The sequence below is a fragment of the Herbaspirillum sp. alder98 genome (assembly GCF_020179755.1).
Taxonomy (GTDB): Bacteria; Pseudomonadota; Gammaproteobacteria; order Burkholderiales; family Burkholderiaceae_D; genus Herbaspirillum.
The window spans coordinates 15,372-34,586 of the sequence record NZ_JAIUCY010000009.1 but is presented as its reverse complement, the minus strand read 5'-3'; the positions used below and the strand labels follow the sequence as shown (position 1 = coordinate 34,586).

Annotated in this window: 16 protein-coding genes; all 16 read right to left on the bottom strand. The window is 64.9% G+C overall.

Translation table 11 applies throughout. The features are described 5' to 3' along the window. Position 1 precedes the first annotated feature (1 nt). Positions 2-2,410, bottom strand: a complete 2,409-nt coding sequence (locus LBW87_RS18445) for a TonB-dependent siderophore receptor (protein WP_225202928.1) — start codon at positions 2,408-2,410, stop codon at positions 2-4. Between the two features lie 76 nt (positions 2,411-2,486). Next, positions 2,487-3,452: a FecR family protein gene (locus LBW87_RS18440; protein WP_225202927.1), complete on the bottom strand. Its 966-nt coding sequence runs from the start codon at positions 3,450-3,452 to the stop codon at positions 2,487-2,489. Between the two features lie 11 nt (positions 3,453-3,463). Then, positions 3,464-3,949 carry a sigma-70 family RNA polymerase sigma factor gene (locus LBW87_RS18435; RefSeq protein WP_225202926.1) on the bottom strand — a complete coding sequence of 162 codons (486 nt, stop codon included), beginning with the start codon at positions 3,947-3,949 and terminating at the stop codon, positions 3,464-3,466. A 191-nt stretch (positions 3,950-4,140) separates the two neighbouring features. Beyond that, entirely contained in the window at positions 4,141-4,431 is a 291-nt protein-coding gene (locus tag LBW87_RS18430) for a hypothetical protein (protein WP_225202925.1), read from the bottom strand. Further along, positions 4,428-5,939 carry a PepSY-associated TM helix domain-containing protein gene (locus LBW87_RS18425; RefSeq protein ID WP_225202924.1) on the bottom strand — a complete coding sequence of 504 codons (1,512 nt, stop codon included), beginning with the start codon at positions 5,937-5,939 and terminating at the stop codon, positions 4,428-4,430. The genes LBW87_RS18430 and LBW87_RS18425 overlap by 4 nt, the downstream gene beginning before the upstream one ends. Positions 5,940-5,965: 26 nt before the next feature. Further along, a complete protein-coding gene (locus LBW87_RS18420; protein WP_225202923.1) occupies positions 5,966-8,473 on the bottom strand; it encodes a TonB-dependent siderophore receptor in 2,508 nt (835 codons plus the stop codon). A gap of 95 nt (positions 8,474-8,568) precedes the next feature. Then, positions 8,569-9,546, bottom strand: coding sequence for a FecR domain-containing protein (locus tag LBW87_RS18415; protein ID WP_225202922.1), 978 nt, complete (start codon positions 9,544-9,546; stop codon positions 8,569-8,571). Continuing rightward, positions 9,543-10,058, bottom strand: coding sequence for a sigma-70 family RNA polymerase sigma factor (locus tag LBW87_RS18410; RefSeq protein WP_225202921.1), 516 nt, complete (start codon positions 10,056-10,058; stop codon positions 9,543-9,545). Before LBW87_RS18410 ends, LBW87_RS18415 begins: the two co-directional genes overlap by 4 nt. 227 nt (positions 10,059-10,285) lie before the next feature. Further along, the gene (locus LBW87_RS18405) at positions 10,286-11,923 is read right to left on the bottom strand and encodes an ABC transporter ATP-binding protein (RefSeq protein ID WP_225202920.1); all 1,638 of its coding nucleotides are present in this window, start codon (positions 11,921-11,923) and stop codon (positions 10,286-10,288) included. A gap of 21 nt (positions 11,924-11,944) precedes the next feature. After that, positions 11,945-12,709: a glucose 1-dehydrogenase gene (locus LBW87_RS18400; protein ID WP_225202919.1), complete on the bottom strand. Its 765-nt coding sequence runs from the start codon at positions 12,707-12,709 to the stop codon at positions 11,945-11,947. Continuing rightward, the gene (locus tag LBW87_RS18395) at positions 12,696-14,246 is read right to left on the bottom strand and encodes a class I adenylate-forming enzyme family protein (protein WP_225202918.1); all 1,551 of its coding nucleotides are present in this window, start codon (positions 14,244-14,246) and stop codon (positions 12,696-12,698) included. Before LBW87_RS18395 ends, LBW87_RS18400 begins: the two co-directional genes overlap by 14 nt. A 13-nt stretch (positions 14,247-14,259) precedes the next feature. Then, entirely contained in the window at positions 14,260-15,144 is an 885-nt protein-coding gene (locus LBW87_RS18390) for an ABC transporter permease (protein WP_225202917.1), read from the bottom strand. A gap of 1 nt (position 15,145) precedes the next feature. Next, positions 15,146-16,114, bottom strand: coding sequence for an ABC transporter permease (locus tag LBW87_RS18385; RefSeq protein ID WP_225202916.1), 969 nt, complete (start codon positions 16,112-16,114; stop codon positions 15,146-15,148). Between the two features lie 12 nt (positions 16,115-16,126). Then, positions 16,127-17,746 carry an ABC transporter substrate-binding protein gene (locus tag LBW87_RS18380; protein WP_225202915.1) on the bottom strand — a complete coding sequence of 540 codons (1,620 nt, stop codon included), beginning with the start codon at positions 17,744-17,746 and terminating at the stop codon, positions 16,127-16,129. Positions 17,747-17,757: 11 nt separating this feature from the next. Next, positions 17,758-18,195 carry a PaaI family thioesterase gene (locus tag LBW87_RS18375; protein ID WP_225202914.1) on the bottom strand — a complete coding sequence of 146 codons (438 nt, stop codon included), beginning with the start codon at positions 18,193-18,195 and terminating at the stop codon, positions 17,758-17,760. After that, entirely contained in the window at positions 18,192-19,205 is a 1,014-nt protein-coding gene (locus LBW87_RS18370; RefSeq protein ID WP_225202913.1) for a zinc-binding dehydrogenase, read from the bottom strand. The genes LBW87_RS18375 and LBW87_RS18370 overlap by 4 nt, the downstream gene beginning before the upstream one ends. Positions 19,206-19,215: the final 10 nt, after the last annotated feature.

Here is a 19,215-nt window from a genome sequence, read left to right as displayed (position 1 = left end):
CCTAGAACCGATACTTCAGCGTAGCCGTCACGGCCCGCTCGGCACCCAGGTAGCATTCGCCGTGGTAGCAGATGGTGTTATAGCGTTTGTTGAGCAGGTTGCTGGCGTTGAGCCGCAACAGCCACGGCCCGGTTTCGTATTTCAGCATGCCGCTGAAGAGCGAATAGCCGCCTTCCACCGTGGTGTTGGCTTCATCGTTCTGGCGCGGGCCGACGTAATTGATGCCCGCCCCCATGCCGAAGCCGCTGGCCATGCTGTAGTCCAGCCAGAGCGACGCCATCTGCTGCGGCACGGTGGCCGGGATCTTGCCGGCTTCGGTGCGGTCGGCGCTTTCCAGCACTTTCAATTTCATCTTCGTCAGCGAGGCCGTCAGGTTCAGCCCGCGCGTCAGTTCCGCCTTGGCTTCGAGTTCGATGCCGCGCGAACGCACGCGACCGATCTGGCGCGTGTCGCCGCTGAGATCATCGTAGGTCACGACATTGGTCTTGTTCAGGTCGAACAGCGCGGCCGACAGGAACAGCCGGGAATTCTCCGGCTGGTACTTGATGCCGGTTTCGACCTGCTTGCCACGGCTGGGTTTGAGCGGGTCGTTGTTGGCATCGACACCGCTATTGGGCAGGAACGACTGGGTATAGCCGGCATAGGCGGCCCAGCCAGCGCCGAACAGGTAATTCAGCCCGGCGCGACCGCTGAAGACGCTGTCGCTCTGGCCCACATTGGTGGCGCGCAGCCGGTTGTCGGTGACGCTGCGCACGAAGTCCTGGCGGCCACCGAGGGTCAGCACCCAGCGCTCGAAGAGCTTGATCTGGTCTTGCCCATACAACCCGGTCTGCTCGATGCTCTGGCGGTAGTTTGACGTGGGCGTGGTCGGCGTGGCGATGGCCTGGTTATAGATCGGGTTGAGCAGGTCCAGGTCTGGCGCTGGGCCCATGAAGCGGCGCTCGTCACCGTGCGAGCGGCTCCAGTCGAGGCCGAACAGCAGCGTGTGGCTGATGTTGTTGCCGCGCAGCTGCCCCAGCAGCTGGGTGTCGACCACGGTGCGCTGGAGGGTATCGTCCCAGGTGCGTGCCAGTCGCGAGTAGGTGTGCTGGTCGGGCTGGAGCTCATCGACCCATACTGCACGGCGCTTCAGCTGGGTGTCGCTGTAGCGCAGGTTCTGGCGCACGCTCCATTCGTCGTTGAAGGCATGTTCGAAGCGATAGCCGATCGCCGTCTGATCCTGCTTGATGCGGCTGAACGACGGGTCGCCCATCTTGATCCGCGTCAGGCTGCGATCGGCGGCGATGGCGTAGTACGGGTCTTCCCCCGATTCGTTATGCAGCAGTTCGGCCGACACCGTCAATGAAGTCACGGCATTGGGCGCCCAGCGCAGCGAGGGCGCCAGTGTCTGGCGCTGGCGGTTGATACGTTGGCCGTTGGGATAGCGATCCTGATCGTCGCTGTCGAGCGCGACGCCGACCAGGCGGTAGCTCAGATCGCTGTCAGGACTGAAGCGGTCACCCAGGTCGATGCCGACCTGGCGGCGGTTGAAGCTGCCGACCTGCGCCTCGATTTCGCGCACCCGTTCGCCGTTGGCCTGTTTGCTGACCCGATTGATGATGCCGCCGGCATCGGCCTGGCCGAACATGACCGAGGCCGGGCCGCGCAATACCTCGACCCGTTCAAGCAGGTAGGGCTCGGTGATGGCGTAGACGATGCTGAATGGCGTCTGCGCCAGGCCATCGCGGAAATTGCCGCTGTTGCCGCTGAAGCCGCGCAGCGAAATGTATTCCCAGCCCCGGTTGTCGGGACCATAGGTATTGACCGAGATGCCCGGGGTCTGGGCCACGATGTCCATCACGTCCTGCGCGCCACGCGCTTCCATCTCGGCCCGGCCGATCACCGAGATCGACTGCGGGATCTCAAGCAGCGGCGTGTCGGTCTTGGTCGCGCTGCGACTACGCCGTGCCACATAGCCGGGCACCGCGCCATCGGCAGTTTCGCGTTCGCCCTGGATGGTCACGGCTGGCAGCGCCTGGCCGGCGCCCGGGTTGCCGGGCACGATGACAATTGCCGCGCCGCTGTTGATCGCGGCCAGGCCACTGCCGGCCAGCGCCGTCTCCAGCGCTTGCTGCAGGCTCATGGCGCCCTGGATGGCGGGAGCGATCCTGCCCTCGACCAGGGCGGCATTGACCGAGATGGTGGTGCCGGACTGCCGTGCCAGCGCATTGATGGTCAGGCCAAGGGATTGGGCCGGCAGCGAAAACTGCTTGTCGGCGGCGGTCGCTGCCGGCAGGCTGCCCTGAGCATGCGCCACCGGCGGATCGGCAAGCACGGCGAGCGTGGCCAGCAGTGCCGCAGACAGGGCCGCTTGCGGGCCGGCCATGACGCCGATAGGGTGGGAGCGGGATTTGCTGCGGGAGCGATGCATGGTGATGTCCTTGTGGGGTGGTTTTCCCGTTGAAGACGAACAACGCACCCGTTACCGGACAAAAATCTTCAAGGCCCTAGCGCGCCAGGATCATCATCGGCCCCTCCTGGCGTTGCACCAGCTTCACCGGCAACACTTTCGGCAGCGCCTGCAGGAACAGCTCCGGTTCGGCCAGGCGGAAGCTGCCCGTGAGCCTGAGTCCATCCAGTGACTTGTCGGCGCCCAGCACCAGTGGCCGCGCCAGGTAATCGTTCCAGCGCAGCACGGCGTCAGCCAGCGGGGTGCGATCGAACACCATCCAGCCATCCTTCCAGGCGCCGACATTGGTGACGGCAAGCCGACTCTGCTCGGCCTTGCCATCGCGATCGATGCGCACCGCGTCGCCCGGATGCAGGTCGAAGTCGGGCGCGGCTGACGCTGGTCTGGCCTGGTCGCCGGCGCGCCACACCGCGACCCGACCCTGCGCCACCTCGACCGCCATGGCGTCGTCGCGCACGGCGACGGTAAAGGTGGTGCCGAGCACCTCGACCTTGCCCCAGCGGGTGCGCACGGTAAAGGGGCGAGAGCGGTCGCTGGCCACTTGCAACAGGATTTCACCGGCCGCCAGCGTCACTTCGCGACGATTGCGGAAATAGGCCACGCCAGCGCTGGAGCGCGCCGCCAGATGCAGCTCGCTGCCATCGCCCATGCGCAGCGTCTGCGACTGCGCACGTCCGGTCTCGAGGGTAGCGATCTCGAGCGGTTGCAACCACCACCAGCGCGCCATTGCGCCGGTGAGGCCAGACACGCCCAACACCGCCAGCGCCGCCACGATCTTGCGCCGCCGGATGCTGGGTGGCGGACGCGCAAGCCTATCCTGCAAACCACCCGGATTGGAGGCCTGCCAGGCGTCCAGCGCCAGTCGATAGATGGTGTCGTGGTCGGCCCCCTGCTCGCGCCAGCGCGCCAGTTCCTGGTCGGCGGCGAGTGCGGCGGCGGGGCTGCCGCCATGTTGGCGAGCGATCAGCAGCAGGGCGTGTTCGAATGACTGGCGTGGGGACATGGGGGCGCTACTCAGGGACGGGCATCGGCAAACAGACGCGCCAGATCGATGCAATCGATGACGCCGCGCACGATGTGCTTCTCGATGGCCGCTTCGCTGCATTGCATCTGCTTGGCCGCCTGGGCATGCGTCAAGCCGTACAGGCGCACAAGGATGAATGCCTCGCGCCGTTTGCGCGGCATTGCCTGCAGGCGTGACAACAGGCGATCGAGTTGCTGGCGCGCGCAGACCTGGCGTTCTACGCAGGGGGCTTCGTCAGGCATGATCAGCGCCAGCGTTTCGAGCATGCGGGCTTCGGCCAGCTTGCGGCGAGCGCCGTCGGTGACGATATTCTTGCCGGTGCGATAGAGCAGGGCGCGCGGGTCGTTGAGGGCGGTGCGGGCCTCCATGGCCAATAACCGCGCATAACACTCCTGGACGATGTCGGAGGCCGTGTGACGGTCAGACACCGCGCGGGAGAAAAATCCAACCAGTTCGTTGTAGTGATGCAGGATCACGCTCGCCTCTTCCCTTGGGGGGCTATCGCGCCCATTGAGGTTTCCTGATGGCAAACATGCTTGTTGGAACGCATGCTGCGGCAGGTTGGGCGAGATTAATTATAATTTGGAATGGTTCTCATTTAATTATACTGTAGCCGCAGGCCAGCCCGGCAAGCCCGGCAAGCCGATATGCGCGCCTCTGGCCAGGACTAATAAAGTAGCTGCCAAGCAGAAATGAGCAGGGCCAGGAGCAGGCTCGACCATACCCGCAGCATGCTGCGGCTGCTGAACATCCAGATCGCAAATAGTGCGTAGAACAGGAAACCGAGCAGCGTGGCCAGCAGCACCGCCTCGGCTTGCGTCAGCGGCGTGACCGCAGCAATTGCCAGCGCCATCAGGGCGCATGCCGCCGATGTCACCTGATAGCCACCGACGCTGGCGGCCAGCAGGCGCCAGGTGACTTCGAGGCGGTACGGCCAGCCAGGCTTGTGTTTAATCATCGCTTGCGCCAGATCAGGATGAACAGGCAGCCCAGCAGCAGCGAGGTCAGTTCGACCCCACCCCGTTGCCAGTCGCCACGTTGCGCGTAATGCAGCAGATGCTGGCCGGTGCTGGCCCAGTTCAGCAGCGGCAATCCCAGGCACAGCAGGCCTGCCGCCACCAGTTGTTCGTTCCAGGCACGCGACGCCGGTCGCCACGCGGCGTGCAGCAGGCAGGCCATCCAGATCGCGAAAAAGGCTTGTATCTCCAGCAACTGGCGGCCCACGAAGTCGGCCGGAATCAGTCGGTTCGCGTAGAGGAAGCCGATGCACGCCACGCAGATGCCCATCACTGCGGTCACATTCAATACCTCCACGCAGCGATAGACGACTGCCGTGCAACGGCCGAATTCCATCATGCTTTTCTTCTGTCGCTTGACCGAGAACAGCAGCGTGCCGGTGGCGATCATCACGCACCCCATCAAGCCGCAGATGAAGTACAGCCATTTGATGCCCCAGCCGCCAAAGCCGGCCACATGCAACCGTTCCAGCACGCCGTGGACGTGCTCCGCGCCAAAATGCGCCGGTGCGCCAGCCCGGGTGACCTGCCGGAATTTTCCGCCGGCGTGGTCATAGACCAGCATGCCGGACAGCGCCAGAATCGCCTCCGGGTCATGCTCCTGTTTGGCGCCCAGCAGGCGTACCACCATGTTTTCCTGCAAGGGGCGCTCGACGACGATGCGCTGGACGTCGGCGCCAGTCAATGCGATCGCCTGCTGCAGCAGGTCGGGGATGGGCGCTGCCGCATCCTTGATGCGGGGCGTCGCGTCGGGCGCCATTGCAGCCCGTGCCAGGTCGGCCTCGAAGCGCTGGTAGGCCTTGGCGTCGCGGCCGTAGACGACCTGCAATGGCAGCGGCAGGTAACTGCTGTAGAAATAAGTCAGGCCGGTATAGACGATCATGAACAGGAACGGCAACGCCAGCACCGCGCTGACGTTATGCGCGTCCAGCCATGAGCGTTGCCCCTTGCCGGGGCGAAAGGTGAAGAAGTCGCTGAAGATGCGCTTGTGCACCACCACTCCCGAGATCAGCGCCACCAGCGCGCACATGGCGATCCAGCCGACCACCCAGAAGCCCGGGATGCCGGCATGCAGCATGTAGTGGAAGGCCATGAAATGACGCCCGCCCTCGGTGGCGCGGCCCCACGGCGTCGGCAATACGGCGCCATCGGCCGGATCGAGCGCAGCCTGTTGCGGGCCGACCTTGGTGCGCCATGAAAGCAGCAGGGCGTCCCCCGATTGTTCGGGCAGCGTGATGATCCATGAACGGGCATCGGCAGCGTTCGTGCCCAGGTAGCGCACGGCGGTTGCCACCAGCGCAGGCGCGTCGGCGCCGGTGGCGTCGAGCGCAGGTCGCGCCTCCATCCAGCGCGTGATCGGCTCGCGAAACACGCTCAGCGTGCCGGCCACGAAGATGGCGCATAACAGCCAGCCGCATGTCAGGCCGCACCAGGTGTGCAGCCACGACATGCTTTGCCGAAAGCCATCCTTCATGCTTAGAAGTTACCGCGCAAGATCAGCGTGGCCGCCCGAGGTTCGCCATAGTAGTTGCCGCGCGCCAGCGTCCCCACCATCGAGTAATAACGCTTGTCGAACAGGTTGGTGATGTTCAGTGCAGCGGTCCAGTGGCGGTTGATGCGATAGGACGTATTGAGGTCCCATACCGCGCGCCCCCCTTCACCCATGGTCACGGTCGGATCGTCGTCGGCCGGGAAGGCGTAACCGGTCTGAGCGGTCACGCCGCCGCCGACCGACCAGCCACTGAGCTCACCCTGCAGCTTGTAGTTGGTCGACAGGCGCAGCAGGTGGTGCGGCGTCTCGGCGCTGATGCTCTGGCCGCGGTCGTTATGGCTGATGACGAAGGTATAGCCGGCGGCCACGTTCCAGCCGCGTGCCAGTTCGCCGCTGATCTCGGTCTCGAAGCCGCGACTGCGGTAGGTGCTGCCGTTGATATAACAATCGGTGGATGCCAGCGAGCTGGGGCAGTTGCCCAGGTTGGCATTGTCGACCACGGCGATATTGTCCTTGCGCACGCTGAAGACGGCGGCCGAGAAGTTCAGGCGGCCCTGGTCGAGCTCACCCTTGATGCCGGCTTCGTAATTGGTGCCGACAGCCGGCTTGAGTGCCGCGCCCGATGCGGTCTGATACGAACTCTGTGGCTGGAACGTATCGGTATAGCTGGCATACAGCGACCATTGGCGGTTCAGGTCGAACACCAGTCCGGCATAGGGCGTGAATTCGCTGTCCTGCTGGTAGTCGCTGGTCTTCCTGCCGGTGAGGCGGCTGACGGCCTGGTACTTGGTCCAGCTCAGGCGCCCGCCCAGCAGCAGGTGCAACGGTTCGGCCAGTTGCAGTCGGGTGCTGGCATAGACGCCGGTGCGTTCATCCCGGGTGTCCTGGTCATCGGTCCAGGCCGGCGCGGTGGCCGGTTCTGCGATGGCATACGGATTGTTATTGAAGACATTGATCGCGCTGCTGCTGCCGCTGCTGGTCGAGGCGGTCTTGCCGTTGGTGCGAATCCGTGAGGCATTGGCGCCGATCATCAACTGATGGGTGCCGCCCAGCGCCTGGAAGCTGCCACTGAGGTTGGCGTCGACGCCATCGTTGATCAGCGTCAGTTGCTTGTAGTACAGCGTATAGAAGCGCGAGCCGGCCAGCGTGGCTGGGTTGACCGCGCCGCGCGGGATCGCCAGTCGCTGGTTCAGGCTGCCTTCGGAGTGGTTGAAGGTCAGCTTGGCTTTCCAGTCGCCGCCCAGTTTGTGTTCGGCGTCGGCGAAGAACTCGTTGACGTTGGTGGTCTGCAGGTTCCAGTTCTGCACCAGCGAGGTCGAGCGCGACACATCCAGCGCACTGCCGTTGCTGTAGCGTGGCAGGCCGAACAGCCACAGGCCGTTGATGGTGTTTTCCTGGTGCCGGAAACCGACGGCAAGCTTGGTGTCGCGACTCAGGTCGGCTTCCACCACGCCGTAGAGCATCGGTTCGCGCGACTGCGTCACATCGTAGAAGTACTGGCGATCCTGATAGGCCGCCACCAGGCGCGCGCGCACCGTGCCTTCGTTATTGAGGGCGCCGCCGGCATCGATTTCGGTACGGGTGTTATTGAATGAGCCAATGCTCGCCGTCACATCGAAATGGCCTTCGGCGCGGGGGCGCTTGCGCACCAGGTTGACGGCGCCGCTGGGGTCGGCCGCGCCCACCACCATGCCGGCCGCGCCACGCAGGATTTCCACCCGGTCATAGACCGCCATATCCATCGGAAACCAGCCGGTCGGATCGTAGGCGGCGCCGGCCACGCCGTCGACCAGGTAGTTGTCCATGGCAAATCCGCGCACCACGAAGGTGTGCGAGCCGAAGTTGCGCTGCGAACGGGTAAAGCCGGTGGCCTGGGCCAGCACCTGATCCAGTTGCACCAGGTTCTGGTCATCCATCTGCTGGCGCGTGACGACCGTGACCGACTGCGGCGTTTCGCGGATCGACTGGTTCATCTTGCCCATGCTCAGCGCACGGGTGGTATAGGAACCGCTCTGGTCGGTGGTGGCGCTGCGTTCGGTCTCGCCGGTGACGCTCACCGTCGGCAGCGCCTGGGCCGATTCCGGCGCGGCCGCTTGCGCGCGGCGCAGCGAATAAGCGCCATTGCTGCCGCGCACCGCCGCCAGCCCTTGTCCCTTGAGAATCTCGGCAAATCCTTCGTCGACGCTGAAGCTGCCCCTGAGCCCGGCGCTGGTCTTGCCGGCAGTCAGCGCGCCATCCACCGACAGTTCGATGCCGGTGGCGCCGGCGAAGCGGTTCAGGGTCTGGTCCAGCGAGCCCGGCGGCAGTTGCAGTTCATGCCGGGTGGCCGCGGCCGCAGTCTGGGCATAGACGTCCTGCACCGCCAGGGTGCTTGCCACGCCGGCGGCCAGGCCCAGGCACAGCAGGGTGCGGGCGGCAATGGCGATGGCGCGTGGTTGATTGGTGCTGATGGCTGGCCGCTGGCGGCGCGCCTGTTTTTTGTCCTGCCCCATGTTGTCTTGTCCTTTCGGTTGCGGATGTTTGCGTATTCGTTGTTTCCGAACGAGATCGCAAAACCCTCAATGCCGGGACAAAAAATATTTTTATTTCAAAGGGGAAACACGGTAACCCAGTAGCGCGTGCGGTAACTCACCTGCAGCGGCAGGGCCAGCGTCAGGTTCGACAGCGAGCGGTCGGTGTCGCGCAGCGAGAACACGCCGCTGACCCGCAAGTCGCCCACATCGGAGGCGCAGCGCAGCACGCCCGGCCGGTAGCGGCCCAGTTCCGACAGAAAATCGCGGATCGGCAGTTGCTCGGCCACCAGCACCCCGCGCGACCAACTGGCGGCGTTTTCCTGCAGCGTCTCGATGTCGTCGACCTGGCTAGCCGAGAAGGCCGACCGGTAGCCGGCATCGATGTGGACCACATGGCCGGAATGGCGCGGATGAATCTCGACTGCACCCTGCATGACCGCTACGCTGGACTGCCGATCGTCCTGGCGCACGGTAAAACGGGTGCCTAGCGCACGCACTGCGCCGTCGCGGCCGATGACCGACAGCGGGCGATGTCGTGGTGCATTGTCGGGCGCCGTCGTGACCAGGATCTCGCCCGCCCGCAGCAGGATGCGACGCTGGTCGGCGCTGTAGTCGATATCGATGGCGCTGTTGGTATTGAGCACGACCTGGGTGCCATCGGGCAGCGTCAGTTCACGGATCTCGCCGACCGCGCTGGCGTAGTCGGACGACAGCGAGCGCCAGGTATCGCTGCGGCGGATCAACTGGGCCGCGCCACCCACGGCCACCACCAGGCCTAGTGCCTGCAAGGCCTTGCGTCGATTGATCGGTGATTTACCCGCAGTGGTGTGCAATGCCTGCCGGGCGGCCGGATCGGGCATGGCCGAGAATTTCTGCTCCATCAGCTGCAGCCGCTGCCAGGCCCGTTCATGCTCGGGCCGCTGGCCGCGCCAATGGTCGCAAGCGATCCGGTCGGCGGCGCTGGCGTTGTCGGACCACAGGCGCGCCATCCAGCAGGCGGCCTGATGCACGATATCCTGGTCGCTGCCGGCCCCCGAGACACGATTGCTCATAGCGGTTGGTCGTACAGCGCCAGATAGCAGGCGCCGAGTGCGGTGGCGATGTATTTTTCGACCGACGACACCGACACCGCGAGCGCCTGGGCGATATCGCGGTAGCTCATTTCATCCATCTTGCACATCAGGAAGGCGCGGCGTACCTTGGGTGGCAGGTCGCCCAGGATGCGGTCCAGTTCCATCAGCGCCTCGATGGCCTGGGCGCGCGCTTCTTCGGAAGGCACCTGCGCTTGCGGCAACAGCGCCAGCGCGTCGAGATAGGCGCTCTCGATGCCGCGTCGGCGGAACAGGTCGATCACCAATCCGTTAGCCACCTGGGTCAGGTAGCGGCGCGAATCGGCCGCCGCCGGCTGGGTGCCGTTATTGAGCAGGCGCAGGTAGGTGTCGTGCGCCAGGTCGGCAGCATCCCAGGCATTGCCTAACTTGGCGCGCAACCAATTGCGCAACCAGCTGCTGTGTTCCCGATAGAGGACTTCGATGGGCTCGCCAGGGGCGTTGGCTGTGGACATGACGACGAGGGGCGGGTTTGCTATCTGACAACATTGAGAATGGTTCTCATTATATGTTCTAAGATAAACCCGACGCAATTTCAGCGCCGTCATGGTGGCGGGTTTGCAACGTACTGAGGTGTGGCGCGGTGCGCCGAGGCAGGGCAGGTTGATGACCGGCAAAGACGCTGGACCCTGACTTTCGTCAGGGCGACGGGTTCAAGTTAGAAACGCTCCGCCGGGCCGCCTCAGGAATTCACCACAAGCTCCCGCTCGACCGCCTCGGGCGTCCAGTGCCGACCCGGCACCGCCGCCAGCAGCGCCTGGGTATAGGGATGTGCGGCGTGATTGAAGACCTCGCTGCTATCGCCCATCTCGACCACCTGGCCTGATTTCATCACCGCAATCTGGTCGCATACCTGCGCCGCCACCCGCAAGTCGTGGGTGATGAACAGGATGGTCAGTTGCAGCTGATCCTGCAGCCGCGCCAGCAACGCAAGCACCTGCGCCTGGACCGACACATCCAGCGCCGAGACCGGTTCGTCGGCCACCAGTATCTTCGGATCCATCGCCAGCGCTCGCGCCAGGCCGATCCGCTGCCGCTGGCCACCAGAAAATTCGTGCGGATAACGCTCCAGCGCATCCGGCGCCAGGCCGACCAGGTCGAACAGCTCGCGCGCTTTCTGCCACGCTGCCGCGCGGGGCTGGCCATGCGCGATGGGCCCCTGGGTGACGATATCGCCAACTCGCCGCCTCGGGTTCAGCGATCCATATGGGTCCTGAAACACCATCTGTACCTGGGCCGCATGCCGTCGTCGCCCGGCAGCCGTCTTCAGGTCGACCGGCTCGCCAAAGACCGTGATCTCGCCTGCATCCGGTAGCAGCAGGCCCAGCACATTGCGCGCCAGCGTCGATTTTCCCGAGCCGCTTTCGCCGACGATACCCAGGGTGCTGCCAGCGGGCAGGCTTAGTGACACATTGTTGACCGCATGCGTCACGCGGGCGTCGGGCTTGAGCCAGCTGCGCTTGCCGTAAGTCTTGGACAAGCCCGTGATCGTCAGCGCCGCCGGCTGGTCTGCGGTACGCTTGCGCGACGCCGGCTGCAGCGGCGGAACCGCCGCAATCAGGGCCCGGGTATAAGCGTGACGCGGATGATTGAGCACGGTCGCCGCCGGTCCGGTCTCGACCAGCACGCCCTTTTGCATCACCGCCACACGGTCGGCAATATCGGCCACCACCCCGAAATCATGGGTGATGAACAATACCGCCGTGCCGCGACGCCGCTGCAGGTCGTGGATCAGTTGCAGGATCTGGGCCTGGGTGGTCACGTCCAGTGCAGTGGTCGGTTCATCCGCAATCAACAACCGTGGTTCGAGGGCCAGCGCCATGGCGATCATGGCGCGTTGTCGCTGGCCACCCGAAAGCTGGTGTGGATAGGCGCGCGCGGCTGCAGCCGGCGAGGCGATATGCACCGACGCCAGCAGCGCAATAGTCTTTTCCTGGATGTCGCGACGGCCAAGCCGGGTGTGGGCGCGCAATAACTCGCCAATCTGGTCGCCGATGGTGTGCAGCGGGTTCAATGCCGTCATCGGTTCCTGGAAGATCATGCCGATCTCCTTGCCGCGCAACTTGCGCAGCCGCTCGGGGCTGGCTGCCAGCAGGTCTTCGCCGTTCCAGTCGATGCGCCCGCCGGCCACCCCGACCCCATCCGGAAGCAGGCCCAGCACGGCGGCGGCCGTCAGCGACTTGCCGGAACCGCTTTCGCCCACCACGCACAGCACCTCCCCCGGACGCACCTCAAGATTGACGCCGGCCAGTGCATGAACGCGGTCGCCGCCGGCCGGCAGGTCGATGGTGAGATTGTGGAGGGAAAGCAGGGCAGTCATGGCAGGCAATGGAATAGTTGTTCAGATGCGTTGGCCGCCGGTGGCATCGATGCGCTGGCCGGTCACCCAGCGCGCCGCATCGCTGGCGAGGAAGGCGACGATGCCGGCGATATCGTCCGGTTGGCCGACCCGTCCCAGGGCGATCGTCTGCGCAATCACACGGGCGATCTCGGGATTGCGGGCGCGCTCATTGAGGTCGGTCGCGGTGGCGCCGGGCAGCACCGCATTGACGGTGATGTTGCGTGGTCCGAGCTCGGCCGCCAGCAGCAGCGTGAGCGCTTCGAGCCCGGCCTTGGCGGGCGCATAGACGCTCATCTCCGGATAGGCCGCGCGGGTGCCCATGGATGACACGTTGATGATGCGACCGCCATCGCGCAACAGCGGCAGCAACTGCTGGATCAGGAAGAACGGCGTCTTCAGGTTCACCTGCAGCACCCGGTCGAAGTCGTCCGGCTTGATGTCGGCAATCCGCGCCCGCAGGCTGATGCCGGCGTTGTTGACCAGGATATCGAGTCGCTGCGCGCCCGATTCCTGCACGATGCCCTTTACCGCGGTTACCAACCCGGCATAACCGTGCGGTGCGGCCAGGTCCGCCGCTGCCGTCCACGCCTGCCCGCCTCGTTGACGAATCTCGGCCACCAGCGCGTCGGCGGCGTCCTGCGCCTGCTTGTAATGCACGATGACGCTGGCGCCCTGTTCGGCCAGCGACCAGGCGATGGCGCGACCGATGCCACGGCTGGCGCCGGTGACCAGGGCGATTTTTCCGGTGAGATCAAATCGGCTCATGCTGCACCTCCTCCTGGTTGATGTTCCACGCCTGGCCGGCTTCAAGATCGCGCGCCAGGTGAATCAATGCGTTGCGGTCGACCTTGTTGGTGCCGGCCCACGGCAGCTCTGCCACGAAGCGGATCCGGCGCGGATGCTGGTAGGCGGGACCATGTTCCAGCGCAAAGCGCTTGAGGGTGTCGACGTCGAGCTCGCTGCCGGCACGGCGCACCACGAAGGCCACCGGAACGTGCGCGCGTTCTTCGTCGGGCAGCGGTACCACGCTGACCTGGGCCACAGCGGGGTGGCGCTCCAGCAATTTCTCGACTTCCACCGGATAGATGTTCTCGCCGGCGCAGACAAACATGTCGTCGGCGCGCCCGACAAAGTAAAAGAATCCCTGCTCGTCGCGGCGCATCACGTCGCCGCTGTAGTACCAGCCATCCTGGATCACCTGCGCGCTCTTGGCTGGCAGCTTGTGGTAGCCGGACAGCACCGCCGGATTGCGCATCAGCAGCACCCCCTGATTGTCGTCAACGCCGTCGACCAGGCGCACCTGCTGCGGGTCGAGCGGATAACCCAGCCCCAGGCCTGGCGTGGGAATGCCGTCGGGATGCGGGCCAAACACGGCCGGACCGGCTTCGGTGGTGCCATAGCCATGGCTGAATTGGGTGGCCGGGAAGGCCTGCTTGAGCCGTTGCAGCAGGTCCAGCGTCATGGGCGCCGAACCCAGCATGACGCGCTTGAGGGCGGAGAAATCACGGCCCTGCAGACGGGCAGGGTCCTTGATCAGCCGGGCGAACATGGTCGGCACGGCGGTCAGGATGGTGATGCGATAGCGTTCCAGCGCATCGAGATAGCTGTCGACGTCGAAGCCGGGCAGGATCACCAGCTGGGCGTGGATCGAAAAGGCTCGCTTGGCCATGAACAGGCCGTTCATGTGAAACAGCGGTTGCGCCAGCAGGTAGCGCTGCTGTTCGTCAGCGTTGCGTGGGGCGGCGGTCGTGCGCAGCGCCCACAATTGGCCAGCATGGCTTAAGGGCACGCCCTTGGGCTTGCCGGTCGAGCCCGAGGTATAGAGCATCTGTCCCACTTCATCCGGGCCGGGCCGCACGCTGCCGAAATCCGCGGGGATGATCTGCGCCGCGAAGCCCTGTGGACCGGCATCGTCGAAATCCACCACTGGCACATGCGCCGCCAGCAGGTCGCGCCGCAAGCCATCGGTGAAGGCCAGCGCGATCTCGGCGTCCTGCAGCACGTACTCCAGGGTTTCCCGGGGCTGCTTGATGTTGACGGGGACGGCGATATAGCCGCCGCGCATGATGCCGAAGTAACTGATCAGATATTCGGCCCGGTTGCTGGCGGCAATGGCGATGCGGGCGCCGCGCGGCAGGCCCCGATTCTGCAGCCACTGCGCCACGCCACCGGCCAGCGAGCGTACCGCCGCATGGCTGAAGTGCCGGGGATGGCCGGCGTCGGACAGGTCGACGATCGCCGGGGCATCAAGGGAAAGTTCGGGATCGTTCAGATCGCCAAGATTGTGCAGGAAGTCAGTCATGATTTTGTTAGCGTCAGCGTTTGCGCAATTTAGGGTTCAGGGCATCGTTGAGGCCATCGCCGACCAGGTTCAGCGCCAGCACCACCAGCATGATGGCTACGCCCGGCACGGCGCTCAGGTACCACGAAGAGCGGATCAGGCTGCGCCCCTCGCCGACCATGCGGCCCCAGCTGGCGATGTTGGGGTCGCCCAGTCCGAGGAAGGACACCACCGATTCATACAGAATGGCGCCGGCCACCACCAGCGACGCCATGACGATCACCGGCGGCAGGGCGTTGGGCAGGATCTCGCCGAAGATGATGCGCAGCGGATTGAGTGCCACGGCGCGGCAGGCCTGGACGAATTCGCGTTCCTTGAGCGACAGGAACTCGGCCCGCGTCAGGCGCGCAATGGGTGGCCACGACACCAGGCCCACCGCCAGGGTGATGTTCTCGATATGCGGTCCCAGCACCGACACCACGGTCAGCACGAAGACCACGTTGGGAATGATCTGGAACAATTCGGTCAGGCGCATCAGCACCTCCTCGACCCAGCCGCCCATCCAGGCCGCCAACGCGCCGACGGTCACGCCGATGGCAGTGGCGGCGGCCGCCGCCACCAGGCCGATCAACAACGTGGCGCGCGCGCCATGGGCAATCATCGCGGCGATATCGCGCCCCATCGCATCGGTGCCCAAGGGATAAGCTGTATCGCTGAAGGGCCAGATTTCAGGGGTGGCGACGATGCGCAAGGGGTTGCCCGGATACAGCAGCCCCGCGCCCAGCGCCAGCAGGATGACCGCCAGCAGCAGCGCCGCCCCCAGCAGTGCACCCCGGTGACGCGCGAAGCGGGCAATGAAGCTGTCGGTGCGAGGCCGACGGGCAATGCTGGTCACGATCGTGGATGAGGATGAAGTCATGTCAGTTGGCCTTGATGCGCGGATCGAGGCGCGTATAGAGTAGATCGACGGCGATATTGGCCAGGATCACCACCACCGAACTCAGCACCAGGATGCCCAGTACCACCGGATAGTTGCGGCTCATCACGCTATCGAACAGCACGCCGCCGATGCCGGGCCAGCTGAAGACCGCCTCGACCACGATGCTGCCGCCCAGCACCGCGCCCAGTTGCAGGCCGAACAGCGTCACCACCGGCAGCAACGCATTGCGCGCCATGTGATGCAGCACCACCGTGTGCCGTTTCAAGCCCTTGGCATGCGCGGTGCGCACGTGATCCATGTGGCTGACTTCCAGCATCGAGGCCCGCATCACCCGCGCATAGTTGGCGCTGTAGAAGAGGCCCAGCGTCAGCGCCGGCAAGACCAGGTGATGCGCGATGTCGAGCGCCTGGATCCAGAAGCCATCGTCCAACCCGATGGTGAGCATGCCGCCCACCGGGAACCAGCCCAGCTTCACGCAGAACAGGATGATCAGCATGATGCCCAGCCAGAAGCTGGGCGCGGCAAAGCACAGCACGGCGAATACCGACACAGCGGTATCCCACCAGGTATTGACCTTGAGCGCCGAGACGATGCCGGCCGCCGAGCCGACCAGCACCGCAACGAGCAACGCCGCCAGCATCAGCAGCAAGGTCGCCGGCAGGTGCGCCAGCAGCACATCGATCACCGGCAGGTTGTGACGATACGAATAGCCCAGGTCCAGCCGCGCCACCGAGCCGATGTACTTGAGCAGCTGGATCGATGGCGGCTGATCCATGCCATAGGTCACCCGCAGGCGCTCGATCATGGCCGGATCGGTCACCTGCTGCTCGGCCGTCATCACATCCAGGAAGGTGCCGGGCACCATCTGGATCAGGGTGAAGTTGAGGATCACCACGCCAAGCAACAACGGGATGGCCTGCACCAGGCGCCGCAGGATAAGGGAGAACATCGTCGCTGGTCCTCAGCTGTCGAGCCAGGCATCGTCCAGCGATTCGCCCTGGGCATTGGCGCCGGTGGTGGCGTTGCGCACTTTCTTGTTGGCCAGCGTGAACGCCTGGATCTCCACCAGCGGCACGATCGGCACCTCGGTCGATGCCAGCTTGGCAAAGGCCGCTGCCAGTTTCTTGCGCGCTGCCGGGTTGGTCTCGACCATCAGGCGCGCCACCAGGGCATCCATTTCGCTGCTGGAATAACCGGTCGCATTGCGGAAGGCCGCGCCCTTGACGATGCCATCGGTGGTGAAAAACTGGGTCACGATCGGCACCGGCTCAAGCGGCGCGGTGAAGTTGGAGATCGCGATGTCGTAGTCGTAATCGCCATAGATCCGTTTCAAGGCCGTGGCCCGGTCGACCGAATCGAGCTTGACGGCGATGCCGACGTCTTCCAGCGCCTGCTTGAGATACTGGCCCAGCTTGGCATTCTCTTCGAACCAGGCGGCCGCCACCAGGTTGACCGTAAAACGTTTGCCATCCTTGACCGGCAGGCCAGCTGCATCCAGCAGCGCGGCGGCTTTCTTGGGATCGAACGGATAGCGCGGCACGTCCTCGGTGAAGAACTGCGTGTTGCTGCTGAAGATCGGCGAAATCGCGGGCTTGCCACGACCGTAGTAAATCGTGTCGACGATGAACTGGCGATTGATCGCATACAGGATCGCCTGGCGCACCTCGCGTCGCTTGACGTGCTCGCGACGCTGGTTGAATTCCACCGTGGACGTCCAGGCCGAGTTTTCATAGCCACGGGTGTCGACCACCACACGGCCGGTCTTGAGCAGGCGATCGATATCGCGCGCCGGCACCGGGCTCGAATAGGCCACCGACAGCTCGCCGGTTTCCAGCGCGGCCGCGCGCGAGGCCGGATCGCCCCACCAGCGGATGATCAGCTTGTCCAGGTAAGGACGGCCGCCGCGCCAGTAGTTCTGGTTGCGCACATATTGCACATGGCTGCCGCGCACCCACTGGCCATACTTCCAGGGGCCGGTGCCGACCGGCGTGTTGTTGAGCGGATTGGTGATCAGGTCGCGGCCCTCATAGAGATGACGCGGCACCAGCAGTTGGTACTGCCCGGCCAGGATCGACTTGAGGAAGAATTCGGGCGTCGGCTGGTCGAAGCTCAGCACCACCGTATGGGCATCGCTGGCCTCGACCCGGCTCAGGGTCTTGAGGGCGATGCCGGCCGAGATCGGCTTCCAGTGGTGGATGAAGTTGAAGACCACGTCCTTCGCATCGAAGTCGGCGCCATCATGCCATTTGACGCCCTGGCGCAACTTGATCGTGTATTGCTTGAAGTCGGCCGATGGTGTGATGGTCTCGGCCAGCACCGGCTGGAACTCGAGTTTTTCATCCAGTTTCAGCAGGCGTTCGAGGATCTTGGTGGAGGTCTGGAAAGGACTCGATCCACCACCGCCAGGCACGAACAGCGCCTGCGGTTCCAGGCCGCCCCAGCTGGCCACCAGCGTGCCGCCGCGCCTGGGTCCGGCAGCTTGCGCAGCGGCGGGCAGCGACCAGCCGGTGCTGGCCGCGACGGCCACGCCGGAAGCGGTGCGAATGATGAAATTGCGGCGTGACAGGCCCTGCTTGCTCATGATGCGTCCCTTCAGACTGAAAGCGTGGAGTAGGTAGCGCGGCCGATGGCCACCAGCACCCCTTGGTCGTTGAACAGGTCGACGTCCGTCGTGCCCACCGATTTACCGGCGCGGCGCACTACCGCCACCGCCAGCAGGTCGGTGTCGATCGCCGGACGTAGATAGTCGACCCGGAAATTGATGGTCGGCAGGCCACGGCCCAACTGCATGCCGACGGCGAAATCGCCGACCGTGTCGATGATGGCGGCCAGCGGGCCACCGTGCCATTGCCGGGTTTGCGCACCGCGTTCGAACTCGGGGCGAAACGGCGCGGCCACGGTCAGCTGGCCACGTTCGTGATCCACCTCGCGTACTTCCAGCGCCAGCGAAGCGATGAACGGCGAGCGGTCGAAATAGCCCTGGATGGCGGTCGCGTCGAGGCGCGTCGGGGTTTGCGTTGACGTACTCATGCGCCCACCAATACCTTGCCGAAGACATTGCGTGCTTCGATCGAGGCCAATGCCTGCGCACCTTCTTCGAGCGGCCACTGGCGATCGATCAGCACCTTCAATTTCTGCTCCTGGACCAGGCTCAGCAAGCGGTGCAGGTCGTCGCGTTCCCAACCGTTGGAACCCAGGATCTGCAACTCGAAGGTCCAGATGAAGCGCAGGTCTTCCTTCGGATCGAAACCGGCGGTCGCGCCGCAGGTGAGCACCCGGCCGCCGACTCGCAGGCAGCGCAGCGACTTGACCCAGGTATCGCCGCCGGTGAAGTTGACCACCACATCGACGCCACCGGGCGGACCGTTGCGGCGACGACCTGGCTTGCCGTAACGACTGTAGATCGCCTTGACGAAGTCTTCTTCGTTATAGAGGATGACATCGTCCGCACCCAGCTCGCGCAGGCGGTCGGCCTTGGCCTGGGAGCCGGCGGCGGCAATCACGGTCGCTCCCGCCAGCTTGGCCAGTTGCACCGCGCCGACGCCGACGCCGCCACTGGCGCCGAGAATCAAGACCTTCTCGCCGGCCTTGATGCGGCCGATGGTCTCGATCATGCGCAGCGCCGTGCCGTAAGCTACCGGCAGCGCAGCGGCTTCGGCGAAGCTGACCTGCTCCGGCAGCCTGATCAATTGATGGGCGCCGACCCGGCACAGCTCGGCCAGTCCGCCGTGGATGGTCTCGCCGACCAGCCCGCCGTTGACGCGGTCGATGGGATCGACCAGAACCCGGTCGCCGGGCTTCCAGTCCTTGACGTTGGCGCCGACCTCGGCCACTTCACCGGCCACGTCCAGGCCGATGATGATGGGGAAGTTGAGGCGAATGCCGGGCATGCCACGGCGCGTGAAGACATCGTGATAGTTCAGCGACGATGCCCTCACGCGCACCACGACGTCGTCGGGGCCGGCCTGGGGATCGGGGAAATCGGTGTCCAGCGTCAACTTCTCGTTGCCGCCGTGCTCATGCAGGACGATAGCTTTCATGGAATCTCTA

Coding starts and splice junctions, on each gene's coding strand:
- LBW87_RS18445 (WP_225202928.1), bottom strand. CDS start 2,410: ATGCATCGCTCCCGCAGCAAATCCCGCTCCCACCCTATCGGCGTCATG.
- LBW87_RS18440 (WP_225202927.1), bottom strand. CDS start 3,452: ATGTCCCCACGCCAGTCATTCGAACACGCCCTGCTGCTGATCGCTCGC.
- LBW87_RS18430 (WP_225202925.1), bottom strand. CDS start 4,431: ATGATTAAACACAAGCCTGGCTGGCCGTACCGCCTCGAAGTCACCTGG.
- LBW87_RS18425 (WP_225202924.1), bottom strand. CDS start 5,939: ATGTCGTGGCTGCACACCTGGTGCGGCCTGACATGCGGCTGGCTGTTA.
- LBW87_RS18420 (WP_225202923.1), bottom strand. CDS start 8,473: ATGGGGCAGGACAAAAAACAGGCGCGCCGCCAGCGGCCAGCCATCAGC.
- LBW87_RS18415 (WP_225202922.1), bottom strand. CDS start 9,546: ATGAGCAATCGTGTCTCGGGGGCCGGCAGCGACCAGGATATCGTGCAT.
- LBW87_RS18410 (WP_225202921.1), bottom strand. CDS start 10,058: ATGTCCACAGCCAACGCCCCTGGCGAGCCCATCGAAGTCCTCTATCGG.
- LBW87_RS18405 (WP_225202920.1), bottom strand. CDS start 11,923: ATGACTGCCCTGCTTTCCCTCCACAATCTCACCATCGACCTGCCGGCC.
- LBW87_RS18400 (WP_225202919.1), bottom strand. CDS start 12,709: ATGAGCCGATTTGATCTCACCGGAAAAATCGCCCTGGTCACCGGCGCC.
- LBW87_RS18395 (WP_225202918.1), bottom strand. CDS start 14,246: ATGACTGACTTCCTGCACAATCTTGGCGATCTGAACGATCCCGAACTT.
- LBW87_RS18390 (WP_225202917.1), bottom strand. CDS start 15,144: ATGACTTCATCCTCATCCACGATCGTGACCAGCATTGCCCGTCGGCCT.
- LBW87_RS18385 (WP_225202916.1), bottom strand. CDS start 16,114: ATGTTCTCCCTTATCCTGCGGCGCCTGGTGCAGGCCATCCCGTTGTTG.
- LBW87_RS18380 (WP_225202915.1), bottom strand. CDS start 17,746: ATGAGCAAGCAGGGCCTGTCACGCCGCAATTTCATCATTCGCACCGCT.
- LBW87_RS18375 (WP_225202914.1), bottom strand. CDS start 18,195: ATGAGTACGTCAACGCAAACCCCGACGCGCCTCGACGCGACCGCCATC.
- LBW87_RS18370 (WP_225202913.1), bottom strand. CDS start 19,205: ATGAAAGCTATCGTCCTGCATGAGCACGGCGGCAACGAGAAGTTGACG.